This window comes from Streptomyces sp. HUAS TT7 (assembly GCF_051550175.1).
In the GTDB taxonomy this organism is placed as follows: domain Bacteria; phylum Actinomycetota; class Actinomycetes; order Streptomycetales; family Streptomycetaceae; genus Streptomyces.
Genome location: NZ_CP196175.1, coordinates 7,810,256 through 7,826,270, shown reverse-complemented (window position 1 = coordinate 7,826,270; position 16,015 = coordinate 7,810,256). Strand labels below are relative to the sequence as shown.

The following is a 16,015-nucleotide window of genomic DNA, read 5'->3' as shown; positions in this document are numbered from 1 at the left end:
GGCCGGCTCCTCTCGCGCTGCCTGCCGGTCCGCGGTCTGCCACGAGCGTCGGACGGCTGCGGATACCGGTCGCGGTGTGACCCATCGAAAAGGGGCGGTGTGACCGCCATGGTTGAACTGCCGCGCGAGGAGCGGCTCGCTTTCGCGTTCGTCGAACTCGCCGACACCCTGGTGCGGGATTTCGACGTGATCGGATTCCTGCACACGCTCACCGAGCACTGCGTGGACCTGCTGGACGTGGCGGCGGCCGGGGTGCTGCTGGGGATCCCGCAGGGTCAGGTCGTGGAGGCCGCCGCCTCCGACGAGCGTACCCGCGCCCTGGAGCTGTTGGGCGTCGAGTGGGACGAGGGCCCCTGCCGGGACTGCTACCACGCCCGCGCCCCCATCGCCGATGTCCGCCTGGACACCGATGTCGCCCGGGTCCGCTGGCCCCACTTCGCCCCCCGCGCCGCCCAGTTGGGCTACACGTCGGTGGTCGCGGCCCCGCTGCGCTGGCAGGACCAGGTCATCGGCGCCCTCAACCTCTTTCGCGACCGGCCCGGCCCACTCGACGGCGCCCAGCTGCGGCTGGCCCAGGCTCTCGCGGACACCGCGACCATCGGTATCCTCCAACAACGGGCGGTGCACGAGCAGATGACCGTGATCACACAGCTCCAGTACGCCCTGGACTCCCGGGTCATCATCGAGCAGGCCAAGGGCTACCTCGCCCACCACCACGACACCAGCGTGGATGAAGCGTTCATCAAGATGCGCACCCACGCCCGCACCCACGGCTCCAAGCTCACCGACGTGGCCCGCCAAGTCCTGGAGGGCACCGCCGCGCCCGCCCTGCTGGACCCCGAGCGCTAACCGGCGCCGGCCACCCCCGCCGCGCAGAGAATGGGGCGCGTGATGCCAGTAACGGATCCAGCCCTCACCTCGCTGCTACGCACCCTGGACACGCACCGCGGCCCGGGCCTGCCCCCGCTGCCCCTGGAGGATCTCAGCCGGTCGCTGGGCCTGGACGGGCTGGCCCTCCTGCTCGCCCCCGGCGGCGGGCCCGGCGAACTGATCCAGTGCTTCGGCGAACGCACCCTCGCCCTGGAGGACCTGCAGCTGACCCAGGGCCAGGGCCCCGGCCCGGACACGGCCCGGCACGGCGTAGCGATCCTGGTCCCCGACCTGGCCTCCCTCGACCCGGCCCGCTGGCCGGGTCTGCCCGCCCCCGTTCTGGAGCTGGGCGTGCACGCCGTGTTCGCCTTCCCGCTGGGTATCGGCATCATCACCGCCGGTGTCCTCACCGGTCACCGCACCACTCCCGGCCCGATGACCAACGTCCGCCTCACCACCGCCCTGGTCTGGGCCGACCTCCTCACCCAGTACCTGATCACCCAAGCCGCCGGACCCGGCGGCGCCGACCGGCTCCTGGACACCACGCAGCTGCGCTTCGCCGAGGTCTACCAGGCCACCGGCATGCTCGCCTCCCAACTCGGCATCGACTGCGCCCAGGCCCTGGCCCGGCTGCGCGGCCACACCTTCCGACACAACCAGCCCCTGCTGGACACCGCCCGCCAGGTGCTCGCCCACACGCTCCACCTGGACGCCGACGACGCCCCCGAACGGTGACGGCTCTGCACCTGTCGCACAGCCCGGCCGCGCACTACCGTGAAGGCGCGCCCCGGCCCGGCCGGCCCCATGCCTCCCGCACAGCCGTCGGGCCCTGACCCACGGCACCACCGCGCCGGTCCAGGCACCCGTCCGCCAGGCGCCGCCGCAGAGACAGGGGGCCCGCCCGCCGGACACGGCACCCCGGTGGCCAACCGCCTCCCGGGTGTGGAGCGCGAACGGAAGGAAGGGCTGAGACAACAGCGGGCAGGCCAACTCGCCTTAACGACCGACCCGTTGCAAGGACGGCCGTCGCCGGAGGCACAGCCAGCATCGGCGACGGCCGAGAACGCGGGAACAACACGGCTCCCCACCGCGATGTCTCCGCACCTCACCGTCCTCACCGGCACCCCGGGGTGCGCGGGCGTTACACCCCGGCTCGAAACGGGCCGCGAGGACGACAGGCCGGAACCGCCATGTGTCGGCGCATGCGCGGCTCCGGCCGCCAAGAAAAGTGGTCTGGGAACGCGGCCCGGGTCCAGGAGCCGCAGAGAAGAAGGACGGTCCGTGCCGGTCCGCAGCGGCGCAGACTTCTCGCACTTCCCGTACTTTGCATATTAGGCCGGGCTGGGCCGCAGCAACACCGCGCAAATCGGACCGTGGTGGGCGGGTTTCCAGCCGGAAGCGCCCTGGTGTCAGCTTCCTCACCAGCAGCCCCACCCTGGCCGGCCGCACTCCCTGCCAGGGCACCGTGACGGGCAGCCGCATCGGCGACTACAACTACGACTACTGGGAGGGACCGCGAAGGGCTCACCACCGCCCCCACGGCTGCCGCCCTGCCTCAGCGCGCCCGCTCGCCGCGGCAAATGGAATCGCCGAAATCGCCCCGGAGTCTGCGGCGTAGGCGATATTCGCAACGTCATAGGCACGGTTTCGGCCGACTGTACCGCTGCACTCGACGTCGAGGGGGCCTCGCTCCCCTCGCGCTATCCGACGTCAGCGAGTCCGACAGAGCCGTCTCCGCGTCCTGATCCCCCTCCGAGACACTCCCGGCCGTCCTTCGCGTCAACGCCCCTGCCAGGAGCGGCAACCCTGACGGCAAGCGGTGGACACGTACATCTCACGAGCGATCCCTCCCCCTTCGGCGCGCTGTCTTCATCCACATGTTTACCGAGTGCGGGATCCGCCCCAGAACCTCTCAGCCGGAACTGGCGTGTATTGGGAGCGAATTGACCTTCCTCCCCTTCCCCATCCTGTCGCGGCCACGCCAAGATCTCCCCAGTGTCGGGCTACATCCAGATGCCCGGCCTGAGGGAGGAGAGCGCATGATGCCCCAACGGCATCGGCGGCGGTTCATCACCTGCACCGTCGTGGCCGCCGCGTTCGGACTGGTGAGCACCCAGTCCTTCGCGGCATCCGGTGACACCAGACCCCGGCCCTGGAACGCGCGCCACCAGGCCGACATCGGCCGCCAGCACATCAAGGCCCTGCATTCCGGCAAGTCCGCCTTCGCCGCGTCGGAGAAGGGCGACGGCGGCTCCGACGAGGCGGAGAACTCCGCCGAAGGCACGGCCCAGTACACCGAGGCCCGCACCGCACCCGGCATCGTCGCACCCGGCGCCTACGGGGCGGCCTGGGCCCAGTTGCAGTCCATGCAGCACACCGGCGGCGACTGGAACCACGTCACCAAGAAGCCCTACAACTCCGACGACCCGCGCTACCGCGACATCAACTCCAACTCCAGCGGCGGCTCCGGCAACGTGACCGGCCGCATCACCGGGATAGCCGCCGACGATCAAGGTTACGTCTATGCGGGCGGAGCCAACGGCGGCGTGTTCCGCTCCAAGACCGGCGGCGGCAACTGGCAGCCCATCGCCGACAAACTGCCCTCGCTGTCGACTGGCACCCTCGCGCTGGACGGCTCCAAGCGCCTCTGGTACGCGACCGGCGAGTCCAACACCGGCGCAACCTCCTACGTCGGCACCGGTGTTTACGTTCTCCCCGACCCGCAGCACGGACAGTTCCAGCCCGGCGGCCGGGTCGGCGGCGCGGAGCTAGAGAGCACCACGATCCATGCCCTGCGGTTCGCCGGCACCACGGTGTGGGCGGCCACCAGCCGGGGCGTGTGGTCGCACTCCACGACCATCCTGTCCAGCCCGTGGAAGCTGGAGTTCGCCCCGAACCCGGACTATCTGCCGGGCGGCTCGAAGGCATCCGACCCGAGCGCCCCGTACAAGAACATCGCCAACGACATCGCGGTGGACCCGAAGGACCCGTCCAAGGTCCTGCTCGCGGTGGGCTGGCGCGGCGGCGACACCTACAACGGGCTCTACAGCAAGCAGAGCGACGGCAGTTGGAAAACCGTCAGCGGGCTCGGTGACCTGCCGACGAACAGCGGCGACGTGGGCAATGTGACGTTCGGCGCCGCGGCCGACGGCTCCCGCCTGTACGCCATCGACCAGTCGCCGGCGCAAATGGCGTCCAACCCGGACAGCGGCCTGAAGGGCGTGTACGTCTCCAAGTCCGGCTCCCCGTTCGGGCCGTGGACGCTGATCGCCGACTATACGAAGCTGAAGGCGTCCGGCTCGGCGCTGCAGGGCGCGGGCTACATGCCGGGGATTCAGTCCTGGTACAACCAGTTCCTTCAGGTCGACCCGAACAATGCCGACCACGTCTACCTCGGGCTCGAAGAGGTCTTCGAAACGAAGAACGGCGGCACGAGCTGGATCACCCCCGGCCCGTACTGGAACTTCCCATTCCCCTGCTGGAGCATCGACCCCGCCAAGCAGACCGGCGACTGCTCGCCGACCACACATTCCGACCAGCACGCGGTCGCGATCGGCAGCTACCGGGGCAAGTCGTATGCGTTCGTCGGCAACGACGGCGGCATCTACCGCCGCCCGCTGAACGGAGCCGTCGACTCCGGCGGGCACGCCAAGGACTGGCAGTCCCTGAACGACGGCACCATCGACACCCTCCAGTACTACTCGGTCGGTATCGGCAAGGACCTCACCTACGGCGGCGTCTCGGTCACCGGCGGCCTGCAGGACAACGGCCAGTCGATCCTGCGCGGCCGCGACAAGGTCACGGGATCCAACTTCGGCGGCGACGGCGGCGACACCATCACCGATCCGGCCAACGGCTGCAACATCGCCAACGAGTACGTCTACCTCGACATGTGGGTCACCCAGAACTGCGGTGTGAACAACGGCAGTTGGGCCACCGATCCGACCAAGGCCACCGAGTACGAGGTCGCCCCGCCCGACAAGGACCTCGGCGGCGCCGGGGCCCGCTTCATCGCGCCGATCACCTCCGACGCCAAGGACACCAACACCTGGGTCGCCGGCGGACGGCACGTATGGGTGCAGAACAAGGGCTTCGCGATCCGGTCGGGTGCGGAGTGGAAGAGCGCCTACGACCTCGGTGACGGCCACGTGGCCACCGCAGTTGCCTCTTCCGGCAGCACGGTCTACGTCGGCTGGTGCGGCCCCTGCGACAGCAAGGGCTTCAGCCGGGGCATCGCGGTCGGCAACGCCGACGGCACCGGCTGGCACCAGCTGAACCTCCCGGTGGACGGCACGATCCCGAACCGCTACATCTCGGGCTTCGAGGTCGACCCGGCCAACGCCCAGCATGTGTATGTCGCCGTCAACGGCTTCTCCCGGAAGTGGACCGAGGGCCCCGGCGCGGGCATCGGCCACATCTTCGAGTCCAAGAACGGCGGCACGGACTGGACCGACATCTCGGCGAACCTGCCCGACGTGCCCGCCAACACCGTGAAGCTGCTGCCCAACGGCGGTCTTGCCCTCGGTACCGACCTGGCCGTCTTCTACCGCCCCACGGGTGCGAGCCAGTGGAAGGTACTCGGCAACGAGCTGCCCACCACAGCGGTCATCCAGCTGAAGCTCGGCCCGGACAACAACCTGTACGCCGCCACCCACGGGCGCGGCATCTGGTCCTTCGACGTACGGCGCCTCAAGGGCCGTACCAACGACTGACCGACCCCTGATCTGACGGCCGGTGGGCGCCCCGATCTGCGACGGGGCACCCACCGGCCGTCGCGCATGCGGATCTCTTGCGAGCTCACTGGACTTGGTAGGCCGCCACGTCCAGTTGCAGGGTGAATGCGGTCGTGCCCTGTGTCCCCCACGTCACCGTGGCCGCTCCCGGCCGGGCCGCCCGGATAGTGCTGCGGCTGGTGCCGTCCGGATCGGTAGTCGAAGAGGTGATCGTCGCGAGCATCGGACTGCTAGTGCGCGGGTCCGGCCAGGGGCCGGCCGGGCCGGGCGGCACGACAGCCGTGACCGTGACGCCGACCCGCACGCACAAACGCTGCACGGCGAATTCTCCGGGCTTCAGGGTGACCGTGACCGGCCCGGTGGCACAGCCTGTGTGCGACGGTGGCTGAGAGGCAGGGGGCGGAGAAGTCGTGTGGCGTGAGGGTGATGAGGGTGACGGCGGGGGTGAAGTGGCGGGTGAGGTCGCCGGTGAGCTCGTGGCGGTGGGCTGGTGGGAACCGGTGGGGTGCGTGGCGGAGGCCGGCGCCGACGCCCCCTGCGCTGGGGGCCCCGGCCGGACTCCGCCACTGGAGGAACAGGCCGCCACGGTGCAGGCCACGACGGCCAGCACGGGCAACAGCCACGGCTGGGGCGGTCGGTGACGTCCTCGCCTCGTACCGGTCACGGCAGCCTCCCTGTTCTCAGCGGACTCGACGCTCCGACGCCACGGGCAAGCCATCGGTTCCTCCCCAGGATCCGCTGCATTCTCGGCTCCATGACCAACTGCGCGGAAGGCGCTGTACGGGGCTTCCTCCACGGCCTGGCGACCCAACTGGTGCGGAGCTGACCGTCGGTCGGGGAGGGAAGTCCGCATCGTCCTGCACGGCCCCGAGGGCTACGCGTGGACGCCGGTCGGCGGAGCGACAGGGCCCCTCGCGCCGGTGGACCACAGCACCGCGGACGGCATCGCCCCCGCCACCCTTCTCGCCCGTCATGAGGGGGAGGCGGAGCTGTGGTCCACCGCCTCCTTCCGCGGTGATCCCTTCGGTCCGCAGACCCTGCTGTGGCGCCCGCGGGTGCGGGTCGAGTCCTGACGTCACGGGCCGACGTGGATGATCAGCTTCCATCCGTGCGAGGGCGGCCCGTGCGCGTCGGGGGTAAAGGAGTCCGCGGACGTGAGGGTGGCCGTCCCCGCATGCAGTGCGCGCAGAGTGAGCAGTGTGCATCGTGAAGTTGCAGGTCACGGGTCTGGTGTGCGCGAGGTTTTTGATGCTCGGGCCGGTCGCGGGCGGATGGCTTCAGTGTAGACGTCGGTCAGCGAGAGACTTCGCGGTTCGTCAGGGCCAGCAGGGCCCTGACCAGGGCGGTCGCCCACTTCGGGTCCGTGCGGACCTTGCCGAGGACCCGCTAGTTCTTCGGGTGGGCGAAGCTGTGCTCGACCGGCGCCCGGACGGCGGCCAGTGCCTTGTTGGACGGTTTCTGCCCTCGGGTCAGGGTCCGGTTACGGGCCGCCTTGTAGCCGCAGATCACTGCCGGGTCGGCGTCCGGACCGCTGTCGTCGAGGCCGACGAAGCCCAGGTCGGCGATGGCGCCGAGCCCGGCCGCCCGCAGTTTCGCGGTGAGCTGGTCGTGACGGCAGGCGGTGATCTCCGAGGGTCGTCCGGGGCGGGCTGCCGAGACCCGCAGCAGGCGGCCATAACCTGCACCGCTTCGTGATCAAAGGACTTCGCAATCACCCTGCCTGAGGGTGTCGAGGTCGCCATAGCCCCGCCGACGCCACCGTCCACGTACGCGACTCCGAGGACAGGCAGGGCCTGCGGCTCGCATGCGCCAACGTCTCATGGATCGACTTCGTGGCGCCCGCGGCGGGACAATGAATCAGGCGAACGACGCCGAAGGGGGAGTACCTATGGAACCCGTGACCGGCAGTGTGCTAGCTGCGCTATTGGCACTCAAGTTCTCCGAGTCGTTGGGAAACCGGCTCGGTGAGGCAAGTGGCGCGATGCTCGGGCGGCTGGCCTCGTTCGTGAAGGAAAGGCTGCATGCCCATGACCGCGCCCGGCGGGCGGTCGAGCGACTGGAGGCGGCACCGGAAGGGGAAACGGAACGCCAGGACGCAGCGCGGGAGCTGCAGCAAGTGCTGGCCCAGGAACCGGACTTGCGGGCCAAGGTCGCAGAATTCCTTGCCGAGACGCAGGACGAACCGGAAATGCGTCGCTTCCTGGTACAGGTAAGCGGTCAGGCGAAGGTCGGAAAGATCGTGCAGCTCGGTGACGTACAGGGAGACATCAGCTTTTGATGCGGAGTTCAGGAAAGCGGTTCGATCAGCGGATCGGCCAGTCCACCCGAGACTCGGCGGCGAACGCCGGCAGTCCACGGAGTGTTGTCGCCCAGCGTCTTCAGCGCGCTGTGGAAGAAGAACGCCGCGCCGATTCCGTCCTTCGCATTGAGCTGGGTCTCCGCGAGACGCACCATGATAAGTGCCGCGTTCTCGGCAACGGCGATTTCGTCGAGCAACTGCCTTGCACGCACGAAGAGTTGCCCCGCCGCGTCTGCTTCTCCTCGCATGGCGTGCACGCTGCCCAGTAGTGCGGTGGCCCTGGCCTCTTCGCCGGAGTCATGCAGTTCGGCAGACAGACGGATCGCCTCACCCAGTTCCTCGGCAGCCTCCGGATAATGGCCAAGGCGCATGTAGACGATACCGAGGTTGGTCCGCATGAAGACCGCACCGTGTTCGCCGCCGCCCCGGCGTCGTATCTGCACACTCTCCCGATAGGCGTCGACGGCCGCTTCCAGGTCAGCGGTCGCCACACAGAGATCACCGAGGCCGGCGAAGCCCCAGGACTCCCCATGCATATCGCCAAGCTCTCGGAACAGAGCAATGCCTTCGCGCAGCGCGGCACCTGCGGCCTCATGGTCCCGCTCATATGACAACTGCGTGCCCAGGTGTACGCACGCCCACCCGGCCTGTTCCCTGTTACCGCTTTGACGCGCCAGCTCCAGACTCTTGCGCTGGTATGCGATCGCCTCCGGGTGTCTGTCCTGTTCGGAGCGCATGAGTCCCATACCGCACAGGAACCGTGCCTCCTCCGATGCGTCGCCGCAGCGGCGGGCGGCGGCCAGACCGTATTCGTGGGTCTCCTCCCACTCGGGCCACAGACGGTAGTGATCGACATAGTGGAAGAAGTGGTGGGCGAGGCTGACCGCCTCCTTGTCCCTCCCGGTACCGGCGGCATGCCGGGTCACCGAGACGACGTTGATCCGTTCGGCGTCGAACCAGGCGAGCGCATCGTCGCGAGCTCGCAACCACTGGCCGGGGTCGGGGAACTCCCACTGGTAGAAGGCTCGTTCCCGATCGCGGACCTGGCGGACGTAGTAGGTCACGCCGCGCTCCTCGGCCCCGGGTACGGGCGTGTGCTCCGCAGCGAAGATCCTGATCAGGTCATGGAGCTGAAAGCGGTCCACGAGCACTTGGTCGATCAGGTTGAGTTCGGAGACGCTGTCCAGAACCTCGGTCATGTCGTCCACCGGACGCTCCGCCATGGCGGCGACGAGATCGGTGCTAAAAACTCTCCACCGGGAGAACCGCACCGCAGCCGAGTGCCTGTCGCTGTTCGGTCGTCAGCCGGAGGAAGGCAGACTCGAAGACGCCCGCCACTTCCAGATCATCGTTGCGTAATCGGGCAAGCCTGCGGTGTACGGGAGTCAGCAGGGCCACCTCAGAGCCGATGGTTCCCTGAGGCTTGGCGAGCAACTGTCCACCGGCGATCCGGAGCGCCAGCGGCAACCGTCCGCACAGCCGTACCAATTCCCGGGCTTCGTCAGGTTCCTCGGCCATACGCCGTGACCCGGCCATGTGGCCCAGGAAGGCGAGTGCGTCCCGCTCGGGAAGGTTGCCGAGTCTGACGTGCCAGGCTCCCTCGACGGCCGCCATCGATCGTCGGCTGGTGATGAGGACGGCCGAGCTCGAAGGGCCGGGCAGTAGGGGGCGGATCTGGCGAGCAGAGCCCACGTTGTCGAGGACCACTAGAACGCGGCGGTGTGCCAGGGTGGTGCGCAGGAGAGCCGACGCCTCGTCGGGATCTGCGGGAACCTGCGAGTCGGGGGTCCCCAGGGCGCGCAGGAATAGGCCCAGCACCTCCGCATGATCCCGGTCCCGAGACCGATCGCCGTACAGGTTGGCATACAACTGACCATCGGGAAAGCGGTCGGTGAGCAGGGCTGCGGTCTGCTTGGCCAGAGTGGTCTTCCCGGAGCCCGGCCTGCCGGTGATGGCGACGACCGGCGTCGTCGTGCCAGCGGCCATGGCCTCGTCGATCCGGGCGATCTCGTCCGTGCGGCCGGTGAAGTCCGCCGGAGCCGACGGAGTCTGCCGCGGAATCATCTGATGCTCGGCCCAGTTGACCTGGAACAGGCTAATCGAGCGGGCGCTGGCGATGCTCACCAGGGTATCGACGTATCCTCCGTTGACGGTCACGGACAGGGCGGGCGGCAAGTCCCTCCTACCCTCCGGAGAGTTCAGCAGATCACGCAGCCGGCGGGGTGCCTCCGGCGCACCCTGGCGTAGCTGAACCAGGATCTGTTGTCCCCCGGGGTGGGACTCCAACCAACGGAGCAGTTCGTCTGACGGATCCGTATGCAAAGGTTCCATGATCAGTTCTGCTCCGTGAGGAACTTAATCACTTACATCATGAAAAGCGCCCTTGATCCTGCTTTCTCGATATTCCTGGTATAGCGCGCTCGGACGAGCTGTGGGGTATGGCCCGGGCAAAGCCTGTAGAAGGTCCAAGCCGAGCTGGAGGAACTGCTGGTCGCCGAGCGGGTGTTAAACTAGCTGGTCGAGCAGGACCGGCCCGAAGCGGAGACCGCCGTGGTCAACTCCCTGGCACCCGCCCGGGTGGCGGGGCGAGCGGTCCTGCTGATCCCACACCGCGGCGAGGGCCTTGACGAGGCCGCACTGCCCGGCGATTACGCCAGGATCCTGACGATCGTACGGGCCGCAGACCGCCCGGTGCAGATCAGGGCGGTGGGCAAGGAGCTGGGACTTGAAGTGGCGGTGCGCCGGAATCTCAAGCCGCTGCGGGCGAAGATGGCCAAGCTCGCCGACCGTGGCTGGCTGCGCAAACGGCCCGGCAGAGGGTTCACCACACGCCGGTAACTACGCCAAGACGGGGCGTCGGGGCGTAACCAGCGGTCCCCCGACGGCAGTTCACGTCAATGCCGTGACTCTGTTGGTAATGTTGGCGCGGTCATGCGGCAGCTGCGCATAATGAGGCCCGTGTATCGTGAAGTTGCTGATCACAGCTCTGGTGTGCGCGGGGCCTGAGCGCTCGTCCTGGTCGTGGGTGGATGACTTCGGCGTAGATCATCGGTCACCGGGCGACTTCGCGGTTCGTCAGGACCAGCAGGGCCCTGACCAGGGCGGTCGCCCACTTCGGGTCGGTGCGGACCTTGCCGAGGACTCGCCAGTTCTTCAGGTGGGCGAAGCCGTGCTCGACTGGTGCCCGCATCGCGGCGAGGACCTTGTTGGACAGTTTCTGACCACGGGTCAGGGGGTGGTTCCGGGCGGCCTTGTAGCCGTTGATCACGGCCGGGTCGGCATCGGGTTCGCTGTCGTCGAGGCCGACGAAGCCCAGGTCGGCGATGGCGCCGAGTCCGGCTGCCCGCAGGCTGGCGATGAGCTGGTCGTGGCGGCAGGCGGTGATCTCCGAGGTGCGTCCCGGTCGGGCTGCGGAGACCCAGAGCAGTCGTCCGCGATCGTCGGTGAGCGCGATCACGAGCAGACCGTGGCATTTGCTTTGCCGGAGTAGTTCTTCCGGTTGTCCGCGCCGGTGCGCCGCCGGGTGCGGATCAGGGTGCCGTCCAGGAGGACGATGCCGCCGCCCTTTCGGGCGATCTTCTTCAGCGCGCGGTCCAGGCGTGGAGCGCGGGTGGCCAGCAGAGCGACGACCTCACGCACCCACCGGGTGACGGTGGTGCGGTGTATCCCGTTGCCGCCGGCCAGGTCGCCGGGCCGCTGGTCACAGCGCAGCACCGCCAGCACGATACCGGCGATCCTCCCGGCGGGCAGGGCTCGCCACCGGGAGCCGATCTTCTTCAAGTGGCCGCGTATCAGGTCGGCGAGGTAGTTCAGGGTAGAGGTCGACAGTGGCAGGCGGGCGGCGTAGACAAGGTCGTCAGAGCCCTCGGTGTGAGGGTTGTTTTTCTTCACACCAAACTCAACTGCCCCCGAAAACCTGCCAGTTACGGCCGTACCCGTGTGGTCACGTGCGTGCGATGAACCGCCCGTCGGGCCGTTTGCGCAGCCAACCGCGGTCGGCGAGTTTGGTCATCTTCGCCCGCAGAGGTTCCAGCTTGCCGCGCACCGAGGCGTCCAGCCCCAGCCGCTCGCCGACCGCCCTGACCTGCACCGGCCCGTCGCCATCCCGCACAATCGCCAGGATCTTGCGGTAGTCGCCGGGCAGCGTCTCCTCGTCGGATACGTCGCCGCGGTGCGGGATGAGCAGCACCGCCCGCCCGGCCACCTTCGCCGGTACCGAAGCGATGGCCTCGGCCTGGGCCTGTTCGGCCAGGCGGTTCAACACCGGCTCCGCGATTCGCCAGTTCGTCCCGCTCGACCTGCACCTCTTCCAGCTGCCTGGTCAACTGCTCGGCGAGGGCGTCTAGTTCGCTCCGGCGAGCGGTGATCCACTGCCGCTCCTGCATCCCCGCAGCCTCCCGCGAACTCGTGGCGTGCCAGCCTGCTGACGGATCGTGGGCACGGGTCGACGGGCGGCGCAGCCGAACCCGGCATCCCACCGGAACCGGACCTGCCCGATGATCTACGCCATGGTCATCGGCCACCGACCGGTGCGAGTACCTGAATCGCCACTCACACCAGACCCGTGACCTGCGACTTCACCAGCAGCGTCACCGTCACCGCGACCGACTCGACCGGTCCCTCCGCCAGCACCTCGTTCACCTGGACGATCAGCCCCTCCGGTGCCTGCGCACCGGGCCAGGTCCTGAGCAATCCCGGCTTCGAGACCGGAACCGCTGCGCCGTGGACGGCGGCCTCCGGCGTGATCAGCAACAGCGCGAACGAGCCCCCGCACGGGGGAAGCTGGTATGCCCGGCTCGATGGACGAGGGGTGACCCACACCGACACCCTTGCCCAGCAGGTCACCCTGCCTGCCGCATGCGGCAGCGCCCAACTGAGTTTCTGGCTCCACATCGACACGGCCGAGACCAGCACCACCAGGGCGTACGACACCCTCAAGGTCCAGATCCTCAACGGCTCGGGCACGGTGCTGGCCACGGTGGCCAGCTACTCCAACCTCAACGCCGCGAGCGGCTACACCCAGCGCTCCTTCGACCTGTCCGCTTACCAGGGGCAGACGGTTACGGTGCAGTTCACCGGTGCCGAGGACTACACCAAGCAGACCTCGTTCGTCGTGGACGACACGGCACTGAACGTCTCCTGAACCGCCCGGTGCCCGCCCGCTTCCCAGGACGCGGGCGGGCACCGGCACCCCGGCGGCCTCCGTAAATTCTCGGTTTCCCGCCAGCGCCTTTCTGCCACCACCCTTGCGTGGTGGCATGCACAGGACGACACTCCCGGACTGCGAACACGCGTGCACCTTCTGCGTGAACGTCCTTCACCCCCCTGTTCCCGGACCCGCTCCGGGTGCCAGAAAGGATGTTCAGTGACACGCTCCAGATCCGGCAGACGGAGAAACGCCGTCGCCCTCGGCGCCACGCCGGCCCTGCTCCCGGCCGCCCGGCTCGCCGCCCCCGCAGCCCACGCAGCCCACGCGGACCCGCTCCCGTCACCGAGCGGTCGGCCGGCCCACCACCACGAGAACGGCGCGGACTGGAAACAGGTGTCCTCGGCGATCACAGCCGGGCACCCCTGCCCGGGCGCCCCTGCCGACACCCTCTACGACGGCGCCACCACGGCCTGACCTTCCGGGCCCCTCAACGGGCGGGCCGTCGCCGGGAGTCTGACGGCCCGCTCCCCCTCCCACCCCACGCAAGGGACACGTCCATGCCACAAGCATCGTTACGCCGCGGCCTGATAGCCGCGACGAGCGTCACCGCCCTCGCCTTCACCGGCGTGCTGTTCGCCCAGCCCGCCATGGCCGACGTCACCAACGGCGGCTTCGAAACCGGCACCCTGTCCGGCTGGACCACCACCGGCACCACCGCCGTCGTCAACTCCGGAGCACACACCGGTACTTACGTGGCCAGAGTCGGCGGCACCACACCGACCAACGGCAACTCCTCCATCGCGCAGACCTTCACCGCACCAGGCGGCTCGCCGTCATTGTCGTTCTGGTACGACGTGTTCTGCCCGGACACCGTGACGTACGACTGGGCCACTGCCACCCTCAAAGACAACACCACCGGTACCACGACCACGCCGCTGGCCAAGACCTGCACCAACAACCAGGGCTGGAAGCAGAAGACAGCCGCATTGACCTCCGGTCACTCCTACACGCTGACTCTGCTCAGCAAGGACGACAACTACCCGGGCGACCCGACCTACACGCTGTACGACGACGTAGTGGTGTCGGGAACGGTCGCCAACGACTTCTCGATCGCCGACAATCCGGCCTCAGCAACAGTGAACGCGGGCTCCGCCGCCACCTCCACGATCTCCACGGCCGTCGTCTCCGGCACAGCCGAAACCGTGAACCTCTCCGCGAGCGGCCTCCCGTCCGGGGCGAGCGCGGCCTTCAGCCCGACGTCGGTCACCGCGGGCGGCTCCTCGACGCTCACCGTGAGCACCGCTGCCAGCACGCCATCCGGCACGTACCCGATCACCGTGACCGGCACCAGCCCGTCGGCCACCCACTCCACCACGTTCAACCTGACGGTCAACGGCACCGGCCCCAGCCTGACCCGGATCAGCACCGACCCGTTCACCAACTCCACAAGCCAGCACGCCACCGAGCTGGAGCCCGACACCTTCGCCTACGGCAACACCATCGTCGCCTCCTCCCAGGTCGGCCGGTTCAACGACGGCGGCGCCTCCGACATCGGCTGGAACACCTCCACCGACGGCGGCACCACCTGGCAGCACGGCATGCTGCCCGGCATCACCATCTACCAGGGCGGCAGCTGGGCCCGCGTCTCCGACCCGGCCGTCGCCTACGACGCCAAGCACGGCACCTGGATGGTCACCGGCCTCGTCATCGACGCCAACGTCAACGGCGCCGGAGTCACCGTCAGCCGCTCCGCCGACGGACTCACCTGGCAGAACCCGGTGATGGCCGTGGGCAACGACGGCCAGGGCTACGACAAGGAATGGATCGTCTGCGACAACACCCCCAGCAGCGCCTTCTACGGCAACTGCTACATCGAGGTCGACCTCACCTCCTCCGGCAACACCGTCATCATGAGCGCCTCCACCGACGGCGGCGCCACCTGGTCCGCACCGGTATCCCCGTCCGGCAGCCCGAACGGACTCGGCGGCCAGCCCCTGGTCCAGCCGAACGGCACCGTAGTGGTCCCGTACTCCACCAACGGATCCTCCATCCGCGCCTTCAACTCCGCCAACGGCGGCTCCTCGTGGAGCTCGACCTCGCTCGTCGCCAACGTCTCTTCCGCCAACGTCTCGGGCGGCCTGCGCAGTGGTGAGGGGCTGCCGTCCGCCGAGATCGACGCCGCTGGCAAGATCTACGTCGCCTGGCAGGACTGCCGCTTCCGCTCCGGCTGCCCCTCCAACGACATCGTCTACTCCACCTCGACCAACGGCACCACGTGGTCGGCCGTGACCCGCGTACCGATCGACGCAGTCACCTCCGGCGCCGACCACTTCATCCCCGGCATCGGCATCGACAAAGCCACCTCCGGCACCACCGCCAAGATCGGGCTCTACTACTACTTCTACCCGAACGCCAACTGCACCACCTCCACCTGCCAGTTGGAGGTCGGCTACATCTCCTCCACCAACGGCGGCACCAGCTGGAGCACCCCGCAGACCGTCGCCGGGCCCATGTCCCTGTCCCAGATCGCCAACTCCACCCAGGGCAGCATGGTCGGCGACTACATCTCCACCTCCGTCGTGAACGGCAATGCCGTCGCGACCTTCGCCGTCGGCAAGACCCCCACCAACGGCCAAACCTTGGACGAGGGCCTCTACACCGCGGGTGCCCTGCCCGTCACCGGCGGCAGCGCCCGAGCCCAACAGGGCCCGGTACATGCTGTGCAGCCTCCAACCCCCAACCCGGGACGCATTCCCTTGCACACCGCCCGCTAGAACCAACGCCGAATCCCTGCGGGCCCAGCCGCAATCCCCGGCTGGGCCCGTCCTGTCGGCCGTCTCGCCCGTTGGCAATCCCACGGCTCAGCCCGTCGCTGGCAGCCCTACCCAGGCGGGGTGCAGCCGGCACGGTCGAGAACACTCGGCCACCTCGTCTTCCGCCTCGACGAACCGACACGGCCGACCC

At 68.7% G+C, this 16,015-nt stretch carries 14 protein-coding genes and 2 pseudogenes; 10 read left to right on the top strand and 6 right to left on the bottom strand.

Going from position 1 to position 16,015, the window contains the following annotated elements:
• Nucleotides 1-108 precede the first annotated feature (108 nt).
• From ACSHXC_RS35525 to ACSHXC_RS35515, 3 genes are all read left to right on the top strand, one after another.
• The gene (locus ACSHXC_RS35525; RefSeq protein ID WP_438297020.1) at nt 109-849 is read left to right on the top strand and encodes a GAF and ANTAR domain-containing protein; all 741 of its coding nucleotides are present in this window, start codon (nt 109-111) and stop codon (nt 847-849) included.
• Nucleotides 850-891: 42 nt separating this feature from the next.
• Complete coding sequence (locus ACSHXC_RS35520) at nt 892-1,605, top strand: ANTAR domain-containing protein (protein ID WP_438297019.1); 714 nt, start codon at nt 892-894, stop codon at nt 1,603-1,605.
• Nucleotides 1,606-2,909: 1,304 nt separating this feature from the next.
• Complete coding sequence (locus tag ACSHXC_RS35515) at nt 2,910-5,582, top strand: glycosyl hydrolase (protein ID WP_438295454.1); 2,673 nt, start codon at nt 2,910-2,912, stop codon at nt 5,580-5,582.
• An 85-nt stretch (nt 5,583-5,667) separates the two neighbouring features.
• Here the strand turns inward: ACSHXC_RS35515 and ACSHXC_RS35510 are convergent, their stop codons facing one another.
• Complete coding sequence (locus ACSHXC_RS35510) at nt 5,668-5,922, bottom strand: hypothetical protein (RefSeq protein ID WP_438295453.1); 255 nt, start codon at nt 5,920-5,922, stop codon at nt 5,668-5,670.
• A 601-nt stretch (nt 5,923-6,523) separates the two neighbouring features.
• Between ACSHXC_RS35510 and ACSHXC_RS35505 the strand changes: the two genes are divergently transcribed.
• Entirely contained in the window at nt 6,524-6,676 is a 153-nt protein-coding gene (locus tag ACSHXC_RS35505; protein WP_438295452.1) for a hypothetical protein, read from the top strand.
• A 220-nt stretch (nt 6,677-6,896) separates the two neighbouring features.
• On the opposite strand, the pseudogene ACSHXC_RS35500 reads toward ACSHXC_RS35505, so the two are convergent.
• Nucleotides 6,897-7,277: pseudogene (locus ACSHXC_RS35500) on the bottom strand (transposase family protein); the annotation flags it as partial.
• A gap of 214 nt (nt 7,278-7,491) precedes the next feature.
• Here ACSHXC_RS35500 and ACSHXC_RS35495 point away from each other — a divergent pair.
• Nucleotides 7,492-7,881, top strand: coding sequence for a hypothetical protein (locus ACSHXC_RS35495; protein WP_393261556.1), 390 nt, complete (start codon nt 7,492-7,494; stop codon nt 7,879-7,881).
• Between the two features lie 8 nt (nt 7,882-7,889).
• Here the strand turns inward: ACSHXC_RS35495 and ACSHXC_RS35490 are convergent, their stop codons facing one another.
• On the bottom strand, nt 7,890-9,101 hold the full coding sequence (locus ACSHXC_RS35490; protein WP_438297018.1) for a tetratricopeptide repeat protein: 1,212 nt from the start codon (nt 9,099-9,101) through the stop codon (nt 7,890-7,892).
• A gap of 43 nt (nt 9,102-9,144) precedes the next feature.
• Nucleotides 9,145-10,077, bottom strand: coding sequence for an NB-ARC domain-containing protein (locus ACSHXC_RS35485; protein WP_438295451.1), 933 nt, complete (start codon nt 10,075-10,077; stop codon nt 9,145-9,147).
• A gap of 375 nt (nt 10,078-10,452) precedes the next feature.
• Between ACSHXC_RS35485 and ACSHXC_RS35480 the strand changes: the two genes are divergently transcribed.
• Nucleotides 10,453-10,740, top strand: a complete 288-nt coding sequence (locus ACSHXC_RS35480) for a hypothetical protein (RefSeq protein WP_438295450.1) — start codon at nt 10,453-10,455, stop codon at nt 10,738-10,740.
• A gap of 214 nt (nt 10,741-10,954) precedes the next feature.
• On the opposite strand, the pseudogene ACSHXC_RS35475 reads toward ACSHXC_RS35480, so the two are convergent.
• Together ACSHXC_RS35475 and ACSHXC_RS35470 are read right to left on the bottom strand one after the other, a co-directional pair.
• Nucleotides 10,955-11,793: pseudogene (locus ACSHXC_RS35475) on the bottom strand (transposase family protein).
• Nucleotides 11,794-11,845: 52 nt separating this feature from the next.
• Complete coding sequence (locus ACSHXC_RS35470) at nt 11,846-12,091, bottom strand: hypothetical protein (RefSeq protein ID WP_438295449.1); 246 nt, start codon at nt 12,089-12,091, stop codon at nt 11,846-11,848.
• Between ACSHXC_RS35470 and ACSHXC_RS35465 the strand changes: the two genes are divergently transcribed.
• From ACSHXC_RS35465 to ACSHXC_RS35450, 4 genes are all read left to right on the top strand, one after another.
• A complete protein-coding gene (locus ACSHXC_RS35465; protein ID WP_438295448.1) occupies nt 12,081-12,248 on the top strand; it encodes a hypothetical protein in 168 nt (55 codons plus the stop codon). The genes ACSHXC_RS35470 and ACSHXC_RS35465 overlap by 11 nt on opposite strands.
• Before the next feature lie 218 nt (nt 12,249-12,466).
• A complete protein-coding gene (locus ACSHXC_RS35460; RefSeq protein ID WP_438295447.1) occupies nt 12,467-13,045 on the top strand; it encodes a hypothetical protein in 579 nt (192 codons plus the stop codon).
• 222 nt (nt 13,046-13,267) lie between these two features.
• Complete coding sequence (locus tag ACSHXC_RS35455) at nt 13,268-13,525, top strand: hypothetical protein (protein ID WP_438295446.1); 258 nt, start codon at nt 13,268-13,270, stop codon at nt 13,523-13,525.
• Between the two features lie 83 nt (nt 13,526-13,608).
• The gene (locus tag ACSHXC_RS35450) at nt 13,609-15,825 is read left to right on the top strand and encodes a hypothetical protein (RefSeq protein ID WP_438295445.1); all 2,217 of its coding nucleotides are present in this window, start codon (nt 13,609-13,611) and stop codon (nt 15,823-15,825) included.
• Nucleotides 15,826-16,015 lie beyond the last annotated feature (190 nt).

Coding starts and splice junctions, on each gene's coding strand:
- ACSHXC_RS35525 (WP_438297020.1), top strand. CDS start 109: ATGGTTGAACTGCCGCGCGAGGAGCGGCTCGCTTTCGCGTTCGTCGAA.
- ACSHXC_RS35520 (WP_438297019.1), top strand. CDS start 892: ATGCCAGTAACGGATCCAGCCCTCACCTCGCTGCTACGCACCCTGGAC.
- ACSHXC_RS35515 (WP_438295454.1), top strand. CDS start 2,910: ATGATGCCCCAACGGCATCGGCGGCGGTTCATCACCTGCACCGTCGTG.
- ACSHXC_RS35495 (WP_393261556.1), top strand. CDS start 7,492: ATGGAACCCGTGACCGGCAGTGTGCTAGCTGCGCTATTGGCACTCAAG.
- ACSHXC_RS35490 (WP_438297018.1), bottom strand. CDS start 9,101: ATGACCGAGGTTCTGGACAGCGTCTCCGAACTCAACCTGATCGACCAA.
- ACSHXC_RS35465 (WP_438295448.1), top strand. CDS start 12,081: ATGAGCAGCACCGCCCGCCCGGCCACCTTCGCCGGTACCGAAGCGATG.
- ACSHXC_RS35450 (WP_438295445.1), top strand. CDS start 13,609: ATGCCACAAGCATCGTTACGCCGCGGCCTGATAGCCGCGACGAGCGTC.